The following is a 22044-nucleotide window of genomic DNA, read 5'->3' as shown; positions in this document are numbered from 1 at the left end:
TCTAGCCCCCGAGCGTGCGGCGGGTCATTCCCACTCGAGTTCTTGGTAGGCCTGCGTGACGTTGCGGCCGTTATAGGTGTCGAACAGGGCCCAGTTGTCCCGCTCGCCCTGCGCCACCGTCCGCACCGCAGCCTCGATCGGCACGCTACCGGCCACCGCCTTGCGGGTCTCGTCGCGCAGCGCCGAGAGATAACGCGCGAGATCGTCCATCGCCGGCGCGAAGGCCACCCGCGTCGGGCCGTGGCCCGGCACGGCGTCGGTGGCGCCGGCCGCCTTCAGCTGCTCGATCGCCTTGAACCAGCCGAGCAGGCTGCCATCGAGCGAAGGAACGCGGCCGACGAAGAGAAGGTCGGCGGGAAACAGGAGCCCGCTGCCGGTGTCGAGCATCGACAGGTCGCACGTCGTATGCGCGCTGCCGTGGGCGGTGAGCCGGAGCGTGCGGTCGCCGAGATCGATCTCCGCCGTGTCCCGCACCTCCATCGTCGGGTAGACGACCTCCCCCGCCTTGTCCGCCCCGAGGATCTCGGCGAGGCGCTGGCGGTAGAATTCACCGCGGGCATCGAGCGCGCCGCGCAAGCCCGCATGGCCGACGAAGGTCGGGTTGTCGCCCCGGAAGGCGGCGGCGCCGAAGACGTGGTCGGGATGCACGTGGGTGAGCATCACGTAACGGATCGGCTTGTCGGTGCGCCGGGCGATCTCCCGGCGCAGCCACTGCCCGTCGGCGAGGCTACCGCCGGATTCGGTGACGAGCACCCCGTCGCGTCCGATGATGAAGCCGATATTGGCGATGCCGTCGGCGTTCTCGGGCGTCGCTTCGGCGTCCGGGCCCCGGCGGATGAAGACGCCCGGCGCGACCTCGTCCATGGACAGCGCGTCGGCGGCAAAGCCGGGCCGCGGCACGCAGCACAGGCACAGACCCCCGAACAGGGCCGCACGGCGCGTGAGGGACGAGCCCACAGCCGCGTTCATCGCCCGCCCCCGCCGGACTCGTGACCCAGGCACGTCCGTGCCGACATCGGCCGCGTCCTCCCGCTGATTTTATCGATATAGTGCAAACCATCTAGTAGGTAGATTTTTCGGTCGTCAAGTGCCACCCTCGCGAAACGAAGGGGGCCGTCGCGAGCACGTGATCGGTCCGACACGAACGGACGGACGATGAGAGACACGCGCGCGTCCCTCCTCAGCGAGGCCGAGATCTTGGTGCGCGGCCGGGGCTATTCCGGCTTCAGCTACGCCGACCTCGCCGAGGCGGTCGGCATCCGCAAGGCCAGCATCCATCACCATTTCCGCACCAAGGAAGCGCTCGCTCAGGCGCTGATCGAGGCCTACGATGCGCGCTACGACGCGGCGCTCGACGCGATCTCGGACGCGACCCATGACGGGGTCGCTCGGATCGAGGCCTATGGGCGGCTCTATCTCGGCGGAGTCGAGCAGGGGCTCGGCTGCCTATGCGCGGCGCTCGCCGTCGAGCTGGAAACGCTCCCAGAGACCCTGCGCCGGGCCATCACCGCCTTCTTCGACAAGCACATCGCTTGGCTCGCCGGGGTGATCGAGGAGGGGCAGGTCGACGGCAGCGTCCGCGCCGGCCTCGACCCGCAGGCCCAGGCCCGGCTGATCGTGGCAGCGCTGGAGGGAGCACTCCTGCTGGAGCGCTTCCTCGCCGGTCCGGAAGGCTTCGAGCGGACGCTGGCGGCGCTGGGCGAAGGGCTGCAGCCGGCGCGCAAGAGTTGATAGGGTGCGGAGGACGGAGCGCGCGACCGATGAACAGGATGGACGCCATCAACCGGCTTCGCGACAACGCCGATGCCGTGCGCACCATGGGCGCCACATCGCTCTACCTGTTCGGCTCCACGGCTCGGGGCGAGGCACGCGCGGACAGCGATCTCGATCTCTTCATTGATTACGATCCGGCGAGCCGCTTCAACGCCTTCGATCTCGTCGGCATCAAGCTGCTCTTGGAAGACCGGCTCGGGACCGTGATCGACATCACGACCCGCGACGGGCTGCACCCTCGGCTGCGCGATCGGATCGAGACCACGGCGCTGCGTGTGTTCTGATGGCGCGGCGCGACTATCGGCATGCCCTGGACGACATGCTGGCTGCCCTCGACGGGATCGCCGAAGCGACGGCGGGACAGGACTTCGATGCCTTTTGCCGGAACTGGCTGCTGAAGCACGGCGTCGAGCGGGGCATCGAGATCATCTCGGAAGCGAGCCGCGCCGTCCCGGACGACATCAAGGCGCTGCGATCCGAGATCACCTGGCATCAGGTACGCGCCATCGGCAACATCCTGCGCCACGAATATCACGGTCTGTCCGAGCGGATTGTCTGGAACGTCGTGGTCGATGGGCTGCCGCGCCTTCGTATCGCCGTCGAAGCGCTTCGCGGGCAGGCCGGCGACCTTCCATCCGACCCGGATGATACAATATGACAGCCTGACATCCCCTCACCATACACGCTGCCCAGGCCCTCCATGTCCGACGCCTCCCCCCTCGCTGCCTCGTCCGAGAAGATCCCGGTGACGGTGCTCACCGGCTATCTCGGAGCGGGCAAGACGACGCTGCTCAACCGCATCCTCACCGAACAGCACGGCAAGCGCTACGCCGTGATCGTCAACGAGTTCGGCGAGATCGGCATCGACAACGATCTCGTGGTCGGCGCCGACGAGGAAGTGTTCGAGATGAACAACGGCTGCGTCTGCTGCACCGTGCGCGGCGACCTGATCCGCATCATGGACGGGCTGGTGAAGCGGCGCGGCAAGTTCGACGCGATCATCGTCGAGACCACCGGGCTCGCCGATCCCGCCCCCGTCGCCCAGACCTTCTTCGTCGATCAGGATGTCGGCGAGGCCGCCCGGCTCGACGCGGTGGTGACGGTGGCCGACGCCAAATGGCTCACGGATCGGCTCGCCGACGCGCCCGAGGCCAAGAACCAGATCGCGTTTGCCGACGTGATCCTGCTCAACAAGTCCGATCTCGTCTCGGGCGAAGACCTCGACCGGGTCGAGGGCCAGATCCGCGCGATCAACCCGTGGGCCAAGATCCACCGCACCGAGCGTTGCGCGATCCCGCTCGATCAGGTGCTCGACCGCAACGCCTTCGACCTCTCGCGCATCCTCGACGTGGAGCCCGACTTCCTGGAAGAAGGCCACCACCATCACCACGACGAGCAGATGCAGTCTGTCTCCGCCAAGATCGACGGCCCGGTCGATCCGGAGAAGTTCATGCCCTGGATCTCGAACCTGACCCAGGTTCAGGGACCGGACATCCTGCGCTGCAAGGGCATCGTCGCCTTCCCCGACGAGCCGAAGCGCTTCGTCTTCCAGGGCGTGCACATGATCCTCGACGGCGACGTCCAGGGGGAGTGGGGCGCCGACGAGCCGCGTGTCTCTCGCGTCGTGTTCATCGGCCGCAACCTCGACCCGGAGGCCATCCGCGAGGGCTTTTTCGCCTGCAAGGTGTGAGGCGGCCTTCCGCCCGGCGGTTTCGGCTTCGATCGGGACCGTGCACGAAAATTGGGCCGCCCTCGCGGGCGGCCCTTGCTGCGACCGGTCTATGGGTCGGGCGTCATGGGTTGAACAACAGGCTCGTGGTGCCGAACACGGCGGTCGCGATTCCGACCACAAGCGCACCGATCATTCCGTAAGAAAACGCCTTCATCATCCTTCAATCCGTTTGATCCGCGCGCCTGTCGCCGACCGGATGTCGGGTCGGCGAAGCAGTCCGCATCCAGTCAGGGAAGGGGGGTGTGGCACCGGCCCCGATCCGGTGGGATCAGCAGCGATTGCCGCCGGCGGTCTGGCCGTACTGCTTGACCGGGAAGTTCTGCTGGTTGGCGTTGCCTTCAGCTGCCGAATTCATCGGGCAGGCGGCGTAGAACGGGCTGTCATAGGTGCCGAGCGGAGCCGACCAGCCGGACACCACCGGAGCCCGGTACGCATGGGCATGCGGGAGGGCCATGGCAGACGTGAGCGGAGCGACGCCGAGAACAAGTCCGGCAACAGCAGCAGCGATACGGTTTTTCATCAATTTCTCCGATCTGAATATCAGTGGGACCAGGCCATCACGGCTCGCCTCGTCTTCGATAGACTGAATATGGGAAGCGCCTGCCCGGCGTGCCGTGCCGTGGCGCACCCGCTGATAGGGAACCAAAACGCTGCGGCGTCCGCGGCTCCAGTCATGGGCACGAGAGCCGCGCCGTTCGACCTGTATCCCTCGAGAGATTGATCCTGCGCCGGATCGAAGATCGGATCGGTACGGGTGCTGGCGAAAGTCGGGGCGCCGCGGCACGGGCGCGGCGTCACGCCCTGACAGGGGCGCCTGGAGCGCTTTTCGGGCCGTTGGTTAAAACGCAACCTTTCGGTGGTTCGATCAGCCCGGTTGAGGGGTCCGCAATCCTGTCGGATGCCGCGTCGAGCGGCTCGGGCAGGTGGCGTGCGCGGCACCCCGCGAGAGTTCGAGTTCGCCGATGTCCTCCACGACAGCCGCGCTGACGGGCGCGACGGCCGCCGCGTCGCCGTCGCGTTGGGCCGCGGGCGCCTGGGGCCGCATTCCGGCCCTGCGCGTCATCCAGGGGCTGGCGACCCTCCTCCACGCGGCCTTCATCTTCTTCGCCTGCTTCGCCTTCTCGGATGCCTCGCCCTACGACCTCGTGGCGATCCCGACGATCGTGCTGTGGCTGGCGCTCGGCATCCGCCTGCACCGGGGGGCGGTGCCCCTCGTGCTCCTGCTCCTCGTCTACCTCACGGGGATCGGGATCGCGTTGCTGCCCTACCTCAACGAGCCCCTCTCGGTGACGTGGACGGTGCAGCTCGCCTACCTGATCGTGACCTGCCTCTTCTTCGCGATGCTCTATGCCGACGACACGCGGGCGCGCATCGAGGTCGCGCTCAAGGCCTATACGGCGAGTTGCGTGCTCTCGGCGGCGCTGGGCATCGTCGGCTACCTGCAACTCCTCGGCATCGAGGACCTGTTCTACAAGTACGGCCGGGCCTCGGGCACCTTCCAGGACCCGAACGTGTTCGGCTCCTTCCTGACGCTGGGCGCGCTCTACCTGATCCACGGCCTCCTCTCGGGCTCGACCCGGTGGCCGCTCCTGTCGCTGGCGAGTCTCGTCGTCGTGATGGCGGGCATCTTCCTGTCGTTCTCCCGCGGCTCCTGGGGCGGCACGGTGATCGCGGTCACCGTGATGATTGGGGCGCTCTACGTGACGAGCCGCTCGCGGGCCCTGCGGCGGCGGATCGTGACCCTCGGCCTCGTCACCGTCGGATTCGGCGCGGTCGCCCTCGCGGGGCTCCTCTCGATCGACAGCGTCGCCCAGACCTTCCAGACCCGCGCCGCGGTCACGCAGGATTACGACGAGGGCGAGACCGGCCGCTTCGGCAACCAGATCCGCGGCATGGGGATGATGCTGGAGGAGCCGCTCGGGCTTGGCCCGCTGCGCTGGCGCCAGATTTTCAACCTGGAGCCGCATAACTCCTACATCGGCAGCTTCGCCAACGGCGGCTGGCTCGCGGGCGCCACCTTCATCGCCCTGGTGGCGGCCACTTGCTTCGTCGGCTTCCGGCTGATGCTGCGCCCCTCGCCCTACCGGGCCTATGCACAGATCGTGTTCCCGGCGCTGCTGATGTTCTTCGTCCAGGCGATGCAGATCGACGTGGAAAAGTGGCGGCACGTCTACATGATGCTCGGAATGGTCTGGGCATTGGAGGCAGCCCGTCTGCGCGGGGCGAATCCACCCTTGACCCTCCCCCTCCCGCGGCGCATCGAAGGACATCCGAGCGTTGCATCACGGGCCGGGACGGGCGGGGCTATGATCGGAGGCGGATACGCGGCGTTCGGAACGAAGGTGACACCGTGACCACGGGATCGGCGAGCGAGGCCGAGCGCCTCGCAGCCCTGCACGCCCTGCGCATCCTGGACAGTGATCCGGAGGCGCAGTTCGATGCCGTCTGCCGGACGGCGCAGCGCCTGTTCGGCGTCGCGGCCGCCTATATCTCCCTGGTCGATGCCGAGCGGCAATGGCTGAAGGCCTGCGCGGGCACCATGCCGACCCAGACGCCGCGCAAAGACTCCTTCTGCGACCGGACGATCGAGCAGGATGCGCTGCTGGTCGTGTCCGACGCCCGTCGCGACCCGCGCTTTTCCGGACTCGGGATCGTCACCGGCCCGCCCCACATCGTGTTCTACGCCGGCGCCCCGCTGACCCTGCGGCCGGGTGTGCGGCTCGGCTCCCTCTGCCTCGTCGATCCGCAACCGCGAGCCTTCACGCCCGACGACGAGGCGGCCCTGCGCGACCTCGCCGAGATCGTGACGGACCAGTTGCGGCTGCGGCGCGACAACCTCGCCTTCGCCACCGAGCGGGCGCTGCGCCAGATCCACGAAAGCACCATCCGCGCCCAGGGCGCGGAGATCGAGCGGCGGGCGAGCGCCAACTCCCTCCTCACCATGGCCGAGCAGATCGCCCAGGTCGGCCACTGGCGCATCAACTTCGCCAGCGGCCACCCGATCTACTCGGAAAGCCTCCTGCGCATTGCCGGCCTCGACCCGGCGGCCCCCGCGAGTCGGCATCCCGGGCTCGCCCAGTTGTGCCATCCCGCCGATCGCGGACGCGTGGAGGCCGTCATCGCCGCGGCGATCACGGGCTGCCAGGATTTCGAGTTCGAAGCGCGGTTCGCGCGGCCCGACGGAACGGTCCGCGACGTGATGGTGCGGGGCACCTGCAAGACCGACGAGGCGGGCCGGACGATCGGGCTGTTCGGCATCCTGATGGATGTGACCGACCGGGTGCAGATCCAGGCGGAGATGCGCCGCAGCGAGTTGCGCTACCGCAGCCTCGCCGACGCCCTCCCGCTCCTGGTTTGGACCGTCGATCCGGACAGCGGCGAGGCGACCTACGCCAACACGCGCTTTGAGGAATATTACGGACCGATCGGCGCGGCGCGGGAGCAGCGGCTGTCCCGCAACCATCCCGACGACGCCGCGGCCATGGAGGCGGCGTGGCAGACGGCCCAAGCCAGCGGCCAGGGTTACGACGGGCAGTGGCGCCTGAAGGCACGGGACGGCTCCTACCGCTGGCACAAGCTGTCGGTGACCCCGATTCGCAACGCGGCCGAGCCGGCCAAGGTGGCCGAGTGGATCGGCACCGCCCTCGACATCGACGAGATCGTCTCCGCGCGGCTCGCCGTGGAGGATACGAGCCGCCTGCTCGGCATCGCCCTCGAAGGCGCGGAAGCCGGAACCTTCGACTGGAACCTGCGCACCGGCATCACCGTGCTCTCGCCGGAGAGCGTGCGCCTCTACGGCCTGCCGGAAACCGGCGGACCGCGCGCCCTGGCACCGACGGAATGGACCGCGACCATCCACCCCGACGACGTCGTCGAGGCCTGGAACCGGATCCACCACGCCGTCGATAGCCAGAGCCGCTTCATCGCCGAATATCGGGTGGGTGGGCGCTGGCTCTATACCTCCGGCCGCACGCTCTACGACGGTGACGGCCGGCCCTACCGGATGCTCGGGCTGCATCTCGACATCACCGAGCGCAAGGCGGCCGAGGCGGCCCTGCGCGCGGCCACCGCCGAAGCCCGCGCCGCCACGGTGGAGGCCGAGCGGGCGAGCGCGGCCAAGAGCGAGTTCCTCGCGGCCATGAGCCACGAGATCCGCACGCCGCTCAACGGCATCCTCGGCTATGCCGACCTGCTGCTCGACCGGCCCGGCCGGGATGCAGAGGATCAGCGCCGTCTGGAACTGATCCGCGTGTCGGGCGAAGCCTTGCTCACCGTGGTCAACGACGTTCTCGACGTCTCCAAGATCGAGGCCGGCCAGCTCGAACTCGATCCGCTTCCCTTCGGTCTCGCCAAGCTGATCGACGACACCGTCGCGATCATGCGCGGCAGCGCCCTCAAGAGCGCGCTCACCGTCGAGGCGCGGATCGACCCCAACCTGCCCGCGAGCGTGATCGGCGACGCGAACCGCCTGCGGCAGGTGCTGTTCAACCTGCTCAACAACGCGGTCAAGTTCACGCCGGCGGGCTCGGTCACGCTCAGCGTCCGCTACGAGGGCGCCGTCCGCGGCGCCGACGGCCTTCCCCTGGAAGCCCTGCGCTTCGAGATCAGCGATACCGGCATCGGCATCGCGCCCTCGCAGCGACACCGGCTGTTCAAACCCTTCAGCCAGGTCGACGGCTCGATCAGCCGGCGCTTCGGCGGGTCGGGGCTCGGCCTCGCGATCTGCCACCGCCTCGTCACCATGATGGGGGGCGAGATCGGGGTCGAGAGCCTGGAGGGCGTCGGCTCGACGTTCTGGTTCACCCTGGCCCTGCCGCGCGGCGCCGCGCCACCCGTGGCCGAGGCCTCCATCCTGACCCGCCGCCCGGATGCGGCGGAAGGCGTCCGTCTGCTGCTCGTGGAAGATGTCCCGATCAACCAGACGCTGGCTCGCGCCGTGCTGGAGGCGGAGGGCTATCGCGTCGATGTGGCGGGCGACGGGCACGCGGCGCTCGCGGCCGTCGAGGCGGCCTACGGCCCGGACGGCGGCGCCGCCCCCTACGCCGTCGTGCTGATGGACGTGCAGATGCCGGGGATGGACGGCCTGACCGCCACCCGCCGGATCCGAGCCATGGCGGGCCCCGCCGCCCGCCTGCCGATCGTGGCGATGACGGCGAACGTCCTCGACGGACAGATCCACGACCTGATCGCGGCGGGCATGGACGACCATATCGGCAAGCCCTTCAAGCGCGCCCAGCTCCGCGCCGTGATCGAGCGCTGGCGGCCCGTCGGCGCGGAGCGGGTGCGCGAAGAGGCGGCGGTCACCGCGGCGCCCCGGCAGGACGACAGGCCTTCCCCCTTCCGCCCTCAGCCCGTGCTCGGCGCCGGCGAGCCCGGTGAGGGTCCCGTGCTCGATCGGGCTGCCTTCGCCGCCGTGCAGGATACGATGGGCCGCGAGCGCGTGCTGTCACTCCTCTCGCTGCTCGAGCTCGATCTCGAACTGCGCTTCCTCCCGGAGGGCGTCGAGCCGAACCGGATCGATTTCGACCGGGAGCAGCTCGCCTACGACGCCCACGCCATGGTCGCCGCAGCGGGCGCCCTCGGCTTTGTCGCCCTGTCCGATCTGTGCCGCGAGATCGAGGCGGCCTGCCGGGACGGCGGCGACCTGCCCGGCCTGATCCACCGCCTCGCGACGCTGCGGATGGATACGCTCGGCGCGATCCGAGCGCTGCGGGCGGCGTGAGGGAGCAACAAGGATCTTCCGCGTCTTGAGATCGCCGCTCCGCCGCGCCACCTGACAGCCCGTCCCGCTTCCCCCTCGAAGCCCGCCGCCAGAGCCCGCCTTGCCGCCTCTCTTCGACTACGCCGCGCAAGCGGGTTCCGCGATCAAGGCCTTCGCGGAAGCCTCCAGCGATCTGCTGATCCAGCCGACGCTGCGCCTCGGCGTCACCGGTCTCGCCCGCTCGGGCAAGACGGTGTTCACCACCGCCTTGATCCACCATCTCGTGGAGGGCCACGCGCTGCCCGCCTTCGAGCCGGCGCAAGCCGGGCGCCTGCGCCGGGCGCGGCTCGTACCGCAGCCCGACGACGACGTGCCGCGCTTTCCCTTCGAGGAGAATTTCTCGGCGCTGACCGAGACGCGGCGCTGGCCGGGCTCGACCGACCGGATCAGCCAATTCCGCCTCGCCATCGAGTACGAACGCGCGGGCGGCTGGCGCAGCGGCCCGGCGACGCTGATGCTCGACGTGGTGGACTATCCGGGCGAGTGGCTGCTCGATCTGGCGCTGGTCGATCAGAGTTACGTGGCATGGTCGCGCGCCACCATCGCCGGCACCCGCCGGGCGGGCCGGGCCGAGATCGCCGCGCCCTGGCTCGCGCTGATGCGGGACCTCGATCCCACTGCTCCCCTCGACGAGGTGCTGGCCGAGCGCGCCGCCAACGCCTTCAAAGCCTATCTCGCCGCGCTGCGCGCCGGTGCGGAATCGGTAGCCACCACGCCGCCGGGGCGCTTCCTGATGCCGGGCGACCTCGCCGGCTCGCCGATGCTGACCTTCGCCCCCCTCGACCGCCTGGAGGAGACACAAGTTCCCGGCAGCCTCGGCGCGCTGATGGAGCGGCGGTTCGAGGCCTACAAGAGCAAGGTGGTGGAGCCGTTCTTCCGCGAGCATTTCCAGCGGGTCGACCGGCAGATCGTCCTGGTCGACGTGCTCTCGGCGGTTGATTCCGGCCCGGCGGCTCTGGCCGAGCTGGAGGAGGCGCTCGACGCCGTGCTGCTCGCCTTCCGGATCGGCCGCAACAGCCTGCTCTCGCGCTTCTTCGCGCCGCGGGCCGACCGGATCATGTTCGCCGCCACCAAGGCCGATCATCTCCACCAGTCGAGCCACGACCGGCTGGACGCGCTGCTGCGCCTCCTCGTCTCCCGCGCCATGCGCCGGACCGAGGCCGCGGGTGCGCGGGTCGGCACCGTGGCGCTGGCCTCGGTACGGGCCACCCGCGAGACCACGGTGCATGATGGCGGCGAGGTCCTGCGCGCCGTCTCCGGCACGCCGGAGGCGGGCGAGCATGTCGGCGACGAGATCTTCGACGGGCTCTGCGAGGCCGCGGTGTTTCCCGGCGAGCTGCCGGCCGACCCGCAGGCGGTGCTCGACGGGGCAGTCCCGCCAGGCTCGTTCCGCTTCCCGCGCTTCCGCCCGCCGCCGGTCAAGCCCGACGCGCTCGGGCGGCCGGGCCACCTGCCGCAGATCCGGCTCGACCGGGCCATGCAGTTCCTGATCGGGGATCGGCTGACGTGACCAACCCGCAGCGCCCGCGCGCCTTCCGCCTCCCCTCCGGAGATCAGCCCCCGCCGGAAGCGGCCACCGCCGAGGCGCCGCCCCCGCCGCGGCCGGATGTGCGCTTCGTCGAGGAGCCCTACGAGATCGTGGATGCCGCCGACGGCGTCGCGGTGCCGGTGGCGCCCAAGCGCCGGGCGCCGTGGCTGTCGATCCTGTTCAGCGCGCTCGGCGGCCTCGTCACCATCGCCGTCGGGCTCTCGGTCGAACGGTTGATCGCCGACCTGTTCGCCACGGCGCCCTGGCTCGGCTGGGTCGCGCTGGCGCTGCTGCTCGTCGCCGTGATCGCACTGACCGCCATCGTCGCCCGCGAGGCACTCGGCGTCTGGCGTGAGCGCAAGATCGAGGCTTTGCGTGAACGGGCGCTCGCCGCGCTCTCGACCCGCGACCACACCGCGGCGCAGGAGGTGGTGCAGGCGTTGCGGGGCTTCTACGCCGACCGGCCGGCACTGGCCGGCGGCGTTCGCCGCCTCGATGCGGTGGGCGACGCGATCCTCGACGTCGACGACCGGCTGGCGCTGGCCGAGGGCGAGCTGCTCGCACCCCTCGACCGACAGGCCAAGGCGGCCATCGCCCAGGCGGCAAGCCAGGTCTCAGCCGTCACCGCGCTCAGCCCGCGGGCCATCGTCGATGTCGCCTTCGTGGTCTTTTCCGCCGCCCGGCTGCTGCGCCGGATCGCGGCAATCTATGGCGGGCGGCCCGGCCTGCTCGGCTTCCTCCGGCTCGCGCGCGCGGCGTTCGCCCATCTCACCGTCACCGGCGGCATGGCCGTAGGCGAGGGCATGTTGCACCAAGTGCTCGGCCTCGGGCTTGCTGCTCGCGTCTCGGCCAAATTGGGCGAGGGCGTGCTCAACGGCCTGATGACCGCCCGCTTCGGCCTCGCGGCGCTCGCCGTGTGCCGGCCCCTCCCCTTCGTTCGCGCCACGCCGCCCACGGTCAACGATGTGGCCGGCCAGCTCTTCCGCAGTGGAGAGGACAAGCCCTAGCGGGATTCCAAAGGGATCATCCCTTTGACGGAGTTCGGAGCAGCGTCCAAAATAGAAGGCTCCCGCACCGGCCGGTGCGGGAGCCTTCGTTCTTTACGGGTGAGGCGCCGCGATCAGCAGTCGTCGCCGCCCTTCTTCTCGCCGAGCTTCTGGTCGTGACCGGCGGCGTTCATCGCGCCGACCGTACCCGGCGCGGCCGGCTGGTCGCCGCCGGCGGTGTTCTTGGCCGAGGACGTCTGATCCGAGCCCGGCTTGTTGCCGACGCCCTGACCGGCGCCGACATTGTTCATCGCACCCACGGTGCCGGGGGAAGCCGGCTGCTGGCCGCCCGCGAGGTTCTTCGAACCCGCATCGGCGCCGCTGCCGGTGCTGCTGTTGGCAGCCGTGGAGTCGCCCGGCGCCTTGGCGTTGGTGCTGCCGGTGTTGCACGGGGCGGCGAGCGCGGAACCGGCGATGAAGGCGAAAGCGGTGGCAGTAGCGATGGTCTTCGTGAGCGTCACGTTTGCGTCCCTCCGAAATTTTCCGATCGGCTTTGCCGTCCGGTCTGCCCGAGGAAAGCAATTAAGGAAATTTAAGTTCCCGATTTATCCTGCATCAAAGAATCTTTTTGGGACCGCATCTCCTTACATTCGATAGGAATCGCCCCAAGTCGCTGATGCGAAATACACTATTTTTCCGGATCCGCTCCGTTCGGGCCGGCTCGCACGGTCAAAGCGGCGCGAGGAAGCCGGCCAGCCGCATCAAGCCCTCCGGCCAGGGGCCGTGTCCGCTCGCGACGTTGATGTGGCCGGCCTCGCCCGCATCCACCAGGGCCGAGCCCCAGGCATAGGCATAGTCTTCCGCCCGCTCGTAGGTGCAGTGCGGGTCGGTGCGGCTCGCCACCAGCAGCGAGGGAAAGGGCAGCGGATCACGCGGCACCGGCGCGAAGGCGCGCACACTCTCGGGGAGATCAGCGCCTGCCTCGATGTCGGGGAAGGCGACCAGCAGGGCGCCGCGCACCACACCTGCGGGAAAGCGGGGTGCCGCCTCCACCGCCGCGACGACGCCGAGGCTGTGGGCGATGAGGATCACCGGCCGGGTCGCCGCCTCGACGGCCTCGACGACACGCTTGCGCCACGCCTCGGGATCGGGCCGGTGCCAATCGTCCTGCGCGACGATCCGCGCGGTCTTGAGCCGCGCCGCCCAGCGCGCTTGCCAGTGGTCCTCCTCGGAGCCGGCATAGCCGGGAAGGATCAGGATGTCGCAATCGGCAGTCTTCATGGAAGTCTTCTCGGATGGTCGCCCCGATCCAACGGGCGGCGGACCGCCCGGCTCCCCTGTCACGCGAGCCAGTCGGGCAGACGGTCGAGGCGGATCAGGTCGTCGTAGCTGGGGCGTGGGCGCACGACCGCGGACCGGTCGCCGGTCACCAGCACCTCCGGTACGAGGCGGCGGCTGTTGTAGGTGCCGGCCTGGACCGCACCGTAGGCGCCCGCGCTCATCACCGCGATCAGGTCGCCCGGCGCCACCGCCGGCATCTCCCGCCCGAGGGCGAGGTAGTCGCCGCTCTCGCAGACCGGGCCGACCACGTCCGCCGTCAGCCGGGGCGTGTCGGGGGCCGGCTCGCGCACGGGACGCAGGGCGTGGAACGCCTCGTAGAGCGTCGGGCGGATCAGATCGTTCATCGCCCCGTCGACGATGACGAAGGTCTTCTCCTCCGTCGGCTTCACGTAGATCACGCGGGTGACGAGGATGCCGGCATTGCCCGCGATCATCCGCCCGATCTCGAAGACTGGACGCAGGCCGAGCGGCCGGAAATGCGGGCGCAGAATCGCGGCGAGGGCCGCCGGATCGGGCGGAGGGGCGTTGTCGTCCCGATAGGGGATGCCGAGCCCACCGCCGAAATCAACGTGGTGCAGCCGGTGCCCGTCGGCCAGCAGATCGCGGGCGAGTTCGCAGAGCAGGCGCGCGGCGTTGTCGAACGGGGTGAGATCCGTGATCTGGCTGCCGATATGCGCGTCGACGCCGACGATCTCGAGGCCCGGCAGCCGGGCGGCCCCGGCATAGACCGCGCGGGCGCGGGAGATCGGGATGCCGAACTTGTTGTCGGACTTGCCGGTCGAGATCTTGGCATGCGTCAGCGCATCGACGTCCGGGTTCACCCGGATCGAGACCGGTGCCTTGCGCCCCCGCGCGGCGGCGACCTCGGACAGGGCGGCGAGCTCGGGCTCGCTCTCGACGTTGAAGCAGAGGATGTTCGCATCGAGCGCGGCGGCCATCTCCTCGCGGGTCTTGCCGACGCCGGAGAAGACGATGCGCTCCCCCGGTACGCCCGCGGCGAGCGCCCGGCGCAGTTCGCCTTCGGAGACGATGTCCATGCCCGCGCCCTGGCGCGCGAGGGTGGAGAGCACGGCCTGGTTCGAATTCGCCTTCATGGCAAAGCAGACCAGCGCGTCGTCGCCGGAAAAGGCCTCGGCGAAGACGCGGTAATGCCGCTCCAAGGTGGCGGTGCTGTAGCAATAGAACGGCGTGCCGACCGCGTCCGCCAGCGCCGTCAGGTCGACGTCCTCGGCGTGGAGACGCCCGTCCCGGTAGTGGAAGTGGTGCATGTCAGGATCATCCGCCGCGCGGAAAAAGGGGCGGCACGCCCGAATGCCCCCGCCCGCGGTGCGCTGTCTACCGCGAACCGAGCCTGCGGTGCAGCTCTCGCTCGAGCCTCGGCTCCGCTACAGGATCGAATCGAGGATGAACGGCTCCTTGGGAACCCTGTAGCCGCGCTTCGATCCGCGGGTGGTCGTGACCGGAACGCCGTCGCCCCCGGCGGGGATCGCCGCGGCGCTCAGTTCGTCGCCCGCTTGCACTGCCTCCGGATCGGGAGCGGCCCCGCGATCGCCGACGGAGACCGTGCTGCCCGGCAGGCTGCGCGCCGAGGCCGGCGCACCGGTTCGCGGGCCCGTCGGAGCGGTCGGCGACACGGCGCCCCCCGGCGGTTCCAGGCTGCCGCGCCGGCCGCAGGCCGTGCAGGCCAGGACAAGGCCGAGCGCGATCAGGATCGAGAGGCGGGCGGAGCGGGCGGGCATCGGGATTTCCGGCAGTCTTTCCGGCAGGTCTGCGCCAGCTTAGCCGTTGCAGCCTCGTCCCGAAAGGTGGCCGTCGGCGTCTCGGGCGAGGACGATGGCGCCGGAGCGGGGAACCGCCGGGCGCGCCCGAAACCGGGACGGCCCGGCTTGCGATCTCAGCTCTTCTTGTTGCCGCGCTGGGAGTCCTTCGGCGGCGTGTAGGCGTCGATCGCCCGGCGGCAATTCTCGGAGAGCTTCGCCCAGTTGGTCTTGAAGCACTGATCGGTCGCCGGATCGTCCGGGTCGAGATTGCCGCAATAGCTGAGGTAATCGCCGGTGCAGTACTTCTTGAGCGTCTCGTTGCCGCGCTTCGACTGCTGGGCCTGTGCCGGAGCGGCCAGCAGGGCGGCCGCGCCGGTCAGTGCGAGAACCAGGGGCGTCAGCTTCAAGGCCATGATGTTCGCTCGATCGCGGTTCGTGGGAGGATTCGTGTGAGGAGATCCGGGCGCGATGATGCCCCCGCATGTCCGAAACGAGGCGGGTCCGGGGCAAACGCAAGGTGGTTCGGTGCTTACGGTCTCGTGCGGGGCATCGCAAGGGATGCCGGTACGTTAGGCCGTTCCCCCACGCCGCTCGGTGCGTTTCAGCTCTCGGCGAGCGCCGCCGAGGCGGCCGGGAAGCTTCCGGTCTGAGGCAGACGGTCGCGCCGGGCCAGGGCGTCGGCCACCTCGCCGATGCGGCGGCGCAGCTCGGCGGTGTCCTCGCCCGCGGGCGTGGCGAGGGGCGCGGTCTGGGCGGCCCGGGCGGCCGCCAGTTCCGCGCGCAGCGTCTCGATCTCGGTGCGCTGGGGCACGGCCCCATCGACGGCGCCCTCGGCCGTCGAGGGTAGGTTGCCCGCCTGCGCGCGGCGCGCCGCCTTGAGATCGTCGAGGATGGCGCGGTGGGCCTCCTCCAGGGCGTGCAGAGTGTCAAGCCCCGTCTCACCCTCGGCATGAGCCTTGGCGAGATCTCGGTCGAGCCCGGCGATGCGTTCGAGGGCGCGGGCGACCTCCGCCTCACTCAGGATACGCGCGGCGACCGCGGCTTCCGCCTCCATGGTGCGGGCGCCGATGGCGGCCATGTCGGCGTGGCGCCGGGCGGCAATGGCCTCGGCCTTCCGCTCGAGCCGGCGCTGCACCACGGCGAACTCCGCCCGGAGGTGGTCGCGCTCGGCCACGACCTCGGACACGCTCACCGGCAGGGTCGCCTCGATCCGCCGCCGGGCGAGACGGCCGGCGCGGGCGTTCACGGTCGGCAGGATCGTCAGGGCGCACAGGCTCGCCAGGAGGAAGCCGAGCCCGAAGATCATCACGGTCTCGATCACGAACGGGCCCTCACGCCGCCTCGGCCGGGCAGGTCCGGCCGCTGCGTCTTTTGCCCGTCTTGCCCGCGCGGAAGCAAGCGCCCTCGCGCGCCAGCGATGGTTCGGAGGCAGATCAGAACGGATTCCAGGTCGGGCGACCGGTGAATTTCAGGTACCCGATATTGATGCCGAGCCGGGCTCCAACGCCGGAGCGGATCGGCACGACGACGATGCCGCCATCGGTCACGGCGGTCATGCCGAAGCCGCCGATGAAGTAGGCCGAGCCGTCGACGCCGCCGAAGCGGCGGTAGAGGTCGCGCACGGCCGGCAGGTTGTAGACGAGCATCATGGTGCGCGCCCCGTCGCCGCCGACATCGAATCCGAGCGTCGGCCCCTGCCAGTAGATCCGGCGCTGCCCGGCATTGCGGGTATAGAGCGTGCCCTCGCCGAAGCGCAGCCCGCCGACGATGGCGCCGGACGCCTCCTGGCCGAGGATGTAGCCGTTGGGCTCGCCCCAGCGGCGGGTCGCTTCCTCGACGGTCAGTGCGAGGCCGCGCGACACGCTGCCGAAGAAGCGGTGCCCATTCTCGACCATCTCGGCGGCCCGGAACGAGTCCGGACGCACGTTGTCGTCGCTGTAGGCGAGCGCCGGGAAGGCACCGGCCAGCAGGCCACCGGAGAGCCCCAGCAGGGCGGCGCGGCGGGTCGTCGCCGTGCGGATGGGATCGTGCGGCATGTCGGTCTCCCTCACCGGCTCCCCCGTCGCTCGCCGCCCGCGCCCGTCCAAGTCGGCGCGCGGAGGCTTCCGTGAGCGGAAGCCATCGGATCGAGGCACGCAGGGAGCGCGCAGTCTCGCGACCGATCAAGTCAAGATTGGGTTAACGGGCGGTTAAGCGCCCGGACCTGCATCCGGCGGGGAGACCGCCTCCCCCGCCCGGCGCCGGTCGAAATAGGAGACGGCGCTCTCCCGCGGCAGATCGAGCCCGTCGCGGTAGGCCGGCGAGGCCAGCGCCGCGAAGGGGCCGTTGCGGTAGTAGCGGGCGTGGTGACCGTAGGTGATTGTCTTGCCGCCCGGGCCGACGACCCGCCCGCCGGCCATGGTCAGCACATGGTCGCCGGCCGCGGTGTCCCACTCCATGGTGGGAACGCACCGCACGTAGATGTCCGCCTCGCCCGCCGCGATCAGGCAGAACTTGAGGGCCGAGGAGGTGACCCGGCGCTCGCCGATGGGCATCCGCTCCAGGCAGGCATCGGTGAGGCTGTCGCCGTGCAGGCGGCTGACCAGGGCGACGAGTCCCTCGGCGGGCGCCGCGCGCACGTGAACCTCCCGGAATGCGCCCGGCCGCCCCTCGCGGATCGGCGCCTCGCGGGCGGTGGTGCCCGCCGCCCAGACCCGGCCGAGGCCCGGCGCCGCCAGGGCGGCGGCGATCGGGCGGTCTCCCTGAATCAGGCCGATATTGACGCAATACTGGTCGTTGCCGGCCAGGAAGTCGCGCGTTCCGTCGAGCGGATCGACGAGAAAGAACAGGGGTGCGGGCCGCGCATGGCCCGTCGTCTCCTCGGCAATCACCGGGATGCCGGGAAAGGCGCGCGCCAGCGCGGCGACGATCAGTTCCTCGGATCGGGTGTCGGCGAGGCTCGCGGGCGAGCCGTCCGGCTTGATGACGTGCGGGCAATCGCCGCCCTGATAGCCCCGCAGGATGCGTCCCGCCTCGCAGGCGATCCCGGCAAGCTGCTCCGCGATGGCATCGCGCATCGGGGCCGGAACGGGAACCGTCGGGGCCGCCGACGAGGCGGCCGGAATGGAGGCGGGGGCGGTCATCACTTTGTCATCAATGACGGAAGGGAGCTTGTCGATCCGCAACTCGAGCGAATTCGGTGCGCAAGCTTGGCGCCCCGCTCCCTGCACGCCGGTTGCGGCGAATTCGGGACATTCGGGTCTTTGCAACGCTCCCTTGACCAAGTCTTTACCAAGAATTGGGATCGAAGATCGGGCCGGGATCCATCCATTGCCGGCGACCGGCAAGACCGGGCCGATCGACCTCCGCGGCTTTCCAAAGCGGCCGCCGGTGACTATTCGCTTGGCCCGATCCGGCACCCGCCCTATCCGAGGGAGGCGGGCCGCCCCTGAACGACGACACCTCGCGAAACCCCTTTCGACAGCCGGGAACGGAGCGCCCCATGAGCGGTAGTATGAGCGGTACCACGAGCCTCACCCTCGACGCCCTCGACCTCTCGGCCCTGCTGTGCTCGCGCGTGTGCCACGACGTGATCAGTCCGATCGGCGCGATCGTGAACGGCCTCGAAGTGCTGGAGGACGACGACGACCCCTCGATGCGTGAATTCGCGCTCGAACTGATCCGCAAGAGCGCCCGCACCGCCTCGGCCCGGATCCAGTTCGCCCGCATCGCCTTCGGCGCGGCGGGCTCGGCCGGCGCCTCGATCGATCTGGCCGATGCCGAGAAGGTCTCGAAGGCCATGTTCGCCGACGAGAAGACGCAGATCGCCTGGAGCGCGCCGCAGGCCCTGTTCCCGAAGAACAAGGTCAAGCTCCTGCTCAACCTCGTGGTGATCGCCTCGAGCGCGATTCCCCGCGGCGGGCTGATCGACGTGGCGGTGACCGGCGGCGGCGACGCCCCGCGCTTCGTCCTGCGCGCCAAGGGCAGCCATGCCCGCATCCCGCCCCATGTCGAGGCGCTGATCGCCGGCACGCCCGAGGGCGGCAGCGTCGATGCCCACGGCATCCTGCCCTTCTATGCCGGCCTCGTCGCGCGCGCGGCGGCGATGGACGTGCGCTTCGCCATTGAGGGCGACGAGGTGACGGTCACCGCCACGCCCACCGAGGCCGCGGTCGGGCTGCCCGGCGCCCCCGCCCCCAGCGTCGAGGACGAGCGCCCCTCCGACAGCGCCCCGCCGGACACGCAGCTCGCCTAAGGCGCCGGCTTCTTGCGCCGGCAAGCGAGGCGGGGCGCTTCATCTCAAACTCTTCGCGTTTCTTTCTAAAAACAATTGTGAAGCCGGCCCCGCCCTCAACGCTTCACTAACTTTCCAAGGCGAGAGTGCTCGTCGCACGTCCCTTAGTGCGCGTAGACGAGTACCCCCCATGGACGATCTGCTTCGCGAGTTTCTGGTCGAGAGCGCCGAGCATCTGGACACGGTCGATGCGGAGCTTGTCCGTTTCGAGCAAGATCCCAATAATCAGCAGATCCTGCGCAACATCTTCCGGCTCGTCCACACCATCAAGGGGACCTGCGGCTTCCTCGGGCTGCCGCGGCTGGAAGCGCTGGCCCACGCCGCCGAGACCCTGATGGGGCGCTTCCGCGACGGCTATCCCGTCAGCGGCGCCTCGGTCACGCTGATCCTCGCCACCCTCGACCGGCTCAAGGCGATCCTCGCCGATCTCGAAGCCACCGGCTCCGAGCCGGCCGGCGCCGACGCCGACCTGATCGGTGCGCTGGAAGCGATGGCCTCCGACGAGGCGCCCGCCGCCGCCGCGCCGCCGCCCCCGCCGGCCCTGCCCGAATTGCCGCCGATCGTCGAGCGTGAGCTCAAGCCCGGCGAAGTCTCGCTGGAGGATCTGGAGCGCGCCTTCATGGAGGCGCCCGGCCCCGACGACGTCCCCGCCGCGCCGACCATCGAAGCCCCCGAGCCCATCCTCGAAGCCCCCGAACCCGTGTTCGAGAGCGCGCACGAGCCGGAAGCCCCCGCCGCGGCCCCAGACCGTCCCGCCGCGCCCGCCGCCGAAGGCGGCGAGGGGCCGATCGCCAAGGTGCAGACGATCCGCGTGAACGTCGACACCATCGAGCACCTGATGACGATGGTCTCGGAGCTGGTGCTGACCCGCAATCAGCTCCTCGAGATTGCCCGCCGCCACGAGGATTCCGGCTACAAGGTCCCGCTGCAGCGCCTCAGCCACGTCACGGCCGAGCTGCAGGAAGGCGTGATGAAGACGCGCATGCAGCCGATCGGCAATGCGTGGCAGAAGCTGCCCCGCGTCGTGCGCGACCTCTCGGCCGAACTCGGCAAGGGCATCGACCTCGTGATGTCGGGCGCCGAGACCGAGCTCGACCGCCAGGTGCTCGACGTCATCAAGGACCCGCTCACCCACATGGTGCGCAACTCGGCCGACCACGGCATCGAGGCCACCAAGGACCGCCTCAAGGCCGGCAAGCCGGCCCGCGGCTCGATCCGCCTCTCGGCCTATCACGAGGGCGGCACGATCACGATCGAGATCGCCGACGACGGCAAGGGTCTCGACCTGGCCGCGATCCGTAAAAAGGCGATCGAGCGCAGCTTCGCGCCCGCCGCCGACATCGAGCGGATGACCGACGCGCAGGTCGCGAAGTTCATCTTCCACGCCGGCTTCTCCACCGCCAAGGCGATCACCTCGGTCTCGGGCCGCGGCGTCGGCATGGATGTGGTCAAGACCAACATCGAGACCATCGGCGGCGTGGTCGACATCGCCACGGAACTGGGCAAGGGCACCACCTTCACCATCAAGATCCCGCTGACGCTCGCCATCGTCTCGGCGCTGATCGTCAAAGCCGGCGAGCAGCGCTACGCCGTGCCGCAGATCGCGGTGCTCGAACTGGTCCGGGTCGATCCCAAGGGCGAGAACAAGAGCGCCAATTCGATCGAACGCATTCACGGCGCGCCGGTGCTGCGCCTGCGCGAGCGGCTTCTGCCGATCGTCACCCTCGACGGGCTGATGCGCGGTCAGGCGACCGTCGAGGAGGGCGAGATCGTCGAGTCCGGCTTCGTCGTGGTGGCCCAGGTCGGCCGGCAGCGCTTCGGCGTGCTCGTGGACGAGGTCTTCCACACGGAAGAGATCGTGGTGAAGCCGATGTCGTCGAAGCTGCGGCACATCCCGCTGTTCGCCGGCAACACGATCCTCGGCGACGGCGCCGTGGTGCTGATCGTCGATCCCAACGGCGTGGCCAAGCTGGTCGGCCAGAGCGCCCAGTCCGGTGCCGCGACCGAGACCGAAGCCGAGGAGGTCGAGGCCGGCGACGCCAAGGCGACGCTCCTGGTGTTCAAGGGCGGTGCCGGCGGCTTCAAGGCGGTGCCGCTCTCCCTCGTCACCCGCCTCGAGGAGGTCGATGCCTCGAAGATCGAGCATCTCGGCGGGCGCCCGCTGATCCAGTACCGCGGCCGCCTGATGCCGCTGGTGCCGGCCGACCCGGGCATCACGATCCGCTCCGAGGGCAACCAGGCGCTGGTCGTGTTCTCCGACGGCGACCGGGCGATGGGCCTCGTCGTGGACGAGATCGTCGACATCGTCGAGGAGCGCCTTGACATCGAGATCTCGGCCGACCGCTCCGACCTGATCGGCTCGGCGGTGCTGCGGGGTCGGGCCACCGACATCATCAACATCGCCCACTTCCTGCCGCTCGCCTACGACGACTGGGCGCGCGGGCCCCGCAAGACCGTGGTCAAGGCGCCCTCGCTCCTGCTCGTGGACGACTCGGCCTTCTTCCGCGACATGCTCACCCCCGTGCTGAAGGCGGCGGGCTACGGCGTGACCACCGCGTCCTCCGCCGAGGAGGCGCTCGGCCTGCTCAAGGGTACGGCCGGCATCGATCTCGTGGTCAGCGACCTCGACATGCCCGGCCGTAGCGGCTTCGACCTCGTGGCCGCCATGCGCAAGAGCGGCGGGCGGCTGGCTGAGATGCCGGTGGTGGCGCTCACCGGCACGGTGGCCGCCGATGCCATCGAGCAGGCGCGCCGCCTCGCGATCAGCGACCTCGTCGCCAAGTTCGACCGCAGCGGCCTGCTCGCGGCACTCGCCGAGATCGGCGAGACCAGCCAGCCCGCCGACGCCCGCGCCGCCGCCTGAGACCTGAACGGACCGGAAAAGGACACG

General features: G+C 70.0%; 20 protein-coding genes. 10 read left to right on the top strand and 10 right to left on the bottom strand.

Features of this window, described 5'->3' with window-relative positions; translation table 11 throughout:
• Positions 1–24: 24 nt before the first annotated feature.
• Entirely contained in the window at positions 25–969 is a 945-nt protein-coding gene (locus tag LPC10_RS09365; RefSeq protein ID WP_370644689.1) for a quinoprotein relay system zinc metallohydrolase 2, read from the bottom strand.
• Positions 970–1155: 186 nt separating this feature from the next.
• Here LPC10_RS09365 and LPC10_RS09360 point away from each other — a divergent pair, with 186 nt between their 5' ends.
• Genes LPC10_RS09360 through LPC10_RS09345 form a run of 4 tightly spaced genes read left to right on the top strand, consistent with a single transcriptional unit; the run spans position 1156 to position 3463 of the window.
• Positions 1156–1731, top strand: coding sequence for a TetR/AcrR family transcriptional regulator (locus LPC10_RS09360; RefSeq protein WP_231346435.1), 576 nt, complete (start codon positions 1156–1158; stop codon positions 1729–1731).
• A 29-nt stretch (positions 1732–1760) separates the two neighbouring features.
• Positions 1761–2057 carry a nucleotidyltransferase family protein gene (locus LPC10_RS09355; protein ID WP_231346434.1) on the top strand — a complete coding sequence of 99 codons (297 nt, stop codon included), beginning with the start codon at positions 1761–1763 and terminating at the stop codon, positions 2055–2057.
• Positions 2057–2431, top strand: coding sequence for a DUF86 domain-containing protein (locus tag LPC10_RS09350; protein ID WP_231346433.1), 375 nt, complete (start codon positions 2057–2059; stop codon positions 2429–2431). The genes LPC10_RS09355 and LPC10_RS09350 overlap by 1 nt, the downstream gene beginning before the upstream one ends.
• A gap of 42 nt (positions 2432–2473) precedes the next feature.
• Positions 2474–3463, top strand: a complete 990-nt coding sequence (locus LPC10_RS09345) for a GTP-binding protein (protein WP_231346432.1) — start codon at positions 2474–2476, stop codon at positions 3461–3463.
• A gap of 310 nt (positions 3464–3773) precedes the next feature.
• Here LPC10_RS09345 and LPC10_RS09340 read toward each other — a convergent pair whose 3' ends face one another.
• Positions 3774–4025 (bottom strand): hypothetical protein, encoded by a 252-nt coding sequence (locus tag LPC10_RS09340; RefSeq protein ID WP_231346431.1) that lies wholly within the window; start codon positions 4023–4025, stop codon positions 3774–3776.
• 442 nt (positions 4026–4467) lie between these two features.
• On the opposite strand from LPC10_RS09340, the gene LPC10_RS09335 reads away from it, so the two are divergent.
• From LPC10_RS09335 to LPC10_RS09320, 4 genes are all read left to right on the top strand, one after another.
• Positions 4468–5859, top strand: coding sequence for an O-antigen ligase (locus LPC10_RS09335; protein ID WP_231346430.1), 1392 nt, complete (start codon positions 4468–4470; stop codon positions 5857–5859).
• On the top strand, positions 5856–9227 hold the full coding sequence (locus LPC10_RS09330) for a PAS domain-containing protein (RefSeq protein ID WP_231346429.1): 3372 nt from the start codon (positions 5856–5858) through the stop codon (positions 9225–9227). The genes LPC10_RS09335 and LPC10_RS09330 overlap by 4 nt, the downstream gene beginning before the upstream one ends.
• A 100-nt stretch (positions 9228–9327) precedes the next feature.
• Positions 9328–10776 carry a YcjX family protein gene (locus LPC10_RS09325; protein WP_231346428.1) on the top strand — a complete coding sequence of 483 codons (1449 nt, stop codon included), beginning with the start codon at positions 9328–9330 and terminating at the stop codon, positions 10774–10776.
• Positions 10773–11801: a YcjF family protein gene (locus tag LPC10_RS09320; RefSeq protein WP_231346427.1), complete on the top strand. Its 1029-nt coding sequence runs from the start codon at positions 10773–10775 to the stop codon at positions 11799–11801. Before LPC10_RS09325 ends, LPC10_RS09320 begins: the two co-directional genes overlap by 4 nt.
• A gap of 113 nt (positions 11802–11914) precedes the next feature.
• Here LPC10_RS09320 and LPC10_RS09315 read toward each other — a convergent pair whose 3' ends face one another.
• The 8 genes from LPC10_RS09315 to LPC10_RS09280 form a co-directional block, all read right to left on the bottom strand.
• Positions 11915–12301: an exopolysaccharide production protein YjbE gene (locus LPC10_RS09315; RefSeq protein WP_108939778.1), complete on the bottom strand. Its 387-nt coding sequence runs from the start codon at positions 12299–12301 to the stop codon at positions 11915–11917.
• 208 nt (positions 12302–12509) lie between these two features.
• On the bottom strand, positions 12510–13061 hold the full coding sequence (locus tag LPC10_RS09310; RefSeq protein ID WP_108939777.1) for an alpha/beta hydrolase: 552 nt from the start codon (positions 13059–13061) through the stop codon (positions 12510–12512).
• Positions 13062–13120: 59 nt separating this feature from the next.
• Positions 13121–14389 carry a diaminopimelate decarboxylase gene (lysA, locus tag LPC10_RS09305; protein ID WP_231346426.1) on the bottom strand — a complete coding sequence of 423 codons (1269 nt, stop codon included), beginning with the start codon at positions 14387–14389 and terminating at the stop codon, positions 13121–13123.
• A gap of 117 nt (positions 14390–14506) precedes the next feature.
• Positions 14507–14860, bottom strand: coding sequence for a hypothetical protein (locus LPC10_RS09300; RefSeq protein WP_231346425.1), 354 nt, complete (start codon positions 14858–14860; stop codon positions 14507–14509).
• A 155-nt stretch (positions 14861–15015) separates the two neighbouring features.
• The gene (locus LPC10_RS09295) at positions 15016–15294 is read right to left on the bottom strand and encodes a 3',5'-cyclic-nucleotide phosphodiesterase (RefSeq protein ID WP_108939774.1); all 279 of its coding nucleotides are present in this window, start codon (positions 15292–15294) and stop codon (positions 15016–15018) included.
• A 188-nt stretch (positions 15295–15482) separates the two neighbouring features.
• Positions 15483–16187 (bottom strand): hypothetical protein, encoded by a 705-nt coding sequence (locus tag LPC10_RS09290; RefSeq protein ID WP_231347005.1) that lies wholly within the window; start codon positions 16185–16187, stop codon positions 15483–15485.
• A 127-nt stretch (positions 16188–16314) separates the two neighbouring features.
• Positions 16315–16917, bottom strand: coding sequence for a DUF1134 domain-containing protein (locus LPC10_RS09285; RefSeq protein WP_108939773.1), 603 nt, complete (start codon positions 16915–16917; stop codon positions 16315–16317).
• 153 nt (positions 16918–17070) lie between these two features.
• Positions 17071–18003 carry a 3'(2'),5'-bisphosphate nucleotidase CysQ gene (locus LPC10_RS09280; RefSeq protein WP_231346424.1) on the bottom strand — a complete coding sequence of 311 codons (933 nt, stop codon included), beginning with the start codon at positions 18001–18003 and terminating at the stop codon, positions 17071–17073.
• 371 nt (positions 18004–18374) lie between these two features.
• Here LPC10_RS09280 and chpT point away from each other — a divergent pair, with 371 nt between their 5' ends.
• Together chpT and LPC10_RS09270 are read left to right on the top strand one after the other, a co-directional pair.
• Positions 18375–19115, top strand: a complete 741-nt coding sequence (gene chpT, locus LPC10_RS09275) for a histidine phosphotransferase ChpT (RefSeq protein WP_231347004.1) — start codon at positions 18375–18377, stop codon at positions 19113–19115.
• 169 nt (positions 19116–19284) lie between these two features.
• Positions 19285–22017, top strand: coding sequence for a hybrid sensor histidine kinase/response regulator (locus LPC10_RS09270; protein WP_231346423.1), 2733 nt, complete (start codon positions 19285–19287; stop codon positions 22015–22017).
• Positions 22018–22044: the final 27 nt, after the last annotated feature.

Source organism: Methylorubrum sp. B1-46, assembly GCF_021117295.1.
Taxonomy (GTDB): domain Bacteria; phylum Pseudomonadota; class Alphaproteobacteria; order Rhizobiales; family Beijerinckiaceae; genus Methylobacterium.
The sequence above is the reverse complement of the archived record's forward strand: the minus strand, read 5'-3'. Positions and strand labels throughout refer to the sequence as shown.

Excerpts from the sequence above, each read along its gene's own strand:
- LPC10_RS09365 (WP_370644689.1), bottom strand. The coding sequence starts at position 969 with ATGAACGCGGCTGTGGGCTCGTCCCTCACGCGCCGTGCGGCCCTGTTC.
- LPC10_RS09360 (WP_231346435.1), top strand. The coding sequence starts at position 1,156 with ATGAGAGACACGCGCGCGTCCCTCCTCAGCGAGGCCGAGATCTTGGTG.
- LPC10_RS09355 (WP_231346434.1), top strand. The coding sequence starts at position 1,761 with ATGAACAGGATGGACGCCATCAACCGGCTTCGCGACAACGCCGATGCC.
- LPC10_RS09350 (WP_231346433.1), top strand. The coding sequence starts at position 2,057 with ATGGCGCGGCGCGACTATCGGCATGCCCTGGACGACATGCTGGCTGCC.
- LPC10_RS09345 (WP_231346432.1), top strand. The coding sequence starts at position 2,474 with ATGTCCGACGCCTCCCCCCTCGCTGCCTCGTCCGAGAAGATCCCGGTG.
- LPC10_RS09340 (WP_231346431.1), bottom strand. The coding sequence starts at position 4,025 with ATGAAAAACCGTATCGCTGCTGCTGTTGCCGGACTTGTTCTCGGCGTC.
- LPC10_RS09335 (WP_231346430.1), top strand. The coding sequence starts at position 4,468 with ATGTCCTCCACGACAGCCGCGCTGACGGGCGCGACGGCCGCCGCGTCG.
- LPC10_RS09310 (WP_108939777.1), bottom strand. The coding sequence starts at position 13,061 with ATGAAGACTGCCGATTGCGACATCCTGATCCTTCCCGGCTATGCCGGC.
- lysA (WP_231346426.1), bottom strand. The coding sequence starts at position 14,389 with ATGCACCACTTCCACTACCGGGACGGGCGTCTCCACGCCGAGGACGTC.
- LPC10_RS09300 (WP_231346425.1), bottom strand. The coding sequence starts at position 14,860 with ATGCCCGCCCGCTCCGCCCGCCTCTCGATCCTGATCGCGCTCGGCCTT.
- LPC10_RS09295 (WP_108939774.1), bottom strand. The coding sequence starts at position 15,294 with ATGGCCTTGAAGCTGACGCCCCTGGTTCTCGCACTGACCGGCGCGGCC.
- LPC10_RS09290 (WP_231347005.1), bottom strand. The coding sequence starts at position 16,187 with ATGATCTTCGGGCTCGGCTTCCTCCTGGCGAGCCTGTGCGCCCTGACG.
- LPC10_RS09285 (WP_108939773.1), bottom strand. The coding sequence starts at position 16,917 with ATGCCGCACGATCCCATCCGCACGGCGACGACCCGCCGCGCCGCCCTG.
- LPC10_RS09280 (WP_231346424.1), bottom strand. The coding sequence starts at position 18,003 with ATGACCGCCCCCGCCTCCATTCCGGCCGCCTCGTCGGCGGCCCCGACG.
- chpT (WP_231347004.1), top strand. The coding sequence starts at position 18,375 with ATGAGCGGTACCACGAGCCTCACCCTCGACGCCCTCGACCTCTCGGCC.
- LPC10_RS09270 (WP_231346423.1), top strand. The coding sequence starts at position 19,285 with ATGGACGATCTGCTTCGCGAGTTTCTGGTCGAGAGCGCCGAGCATCTG.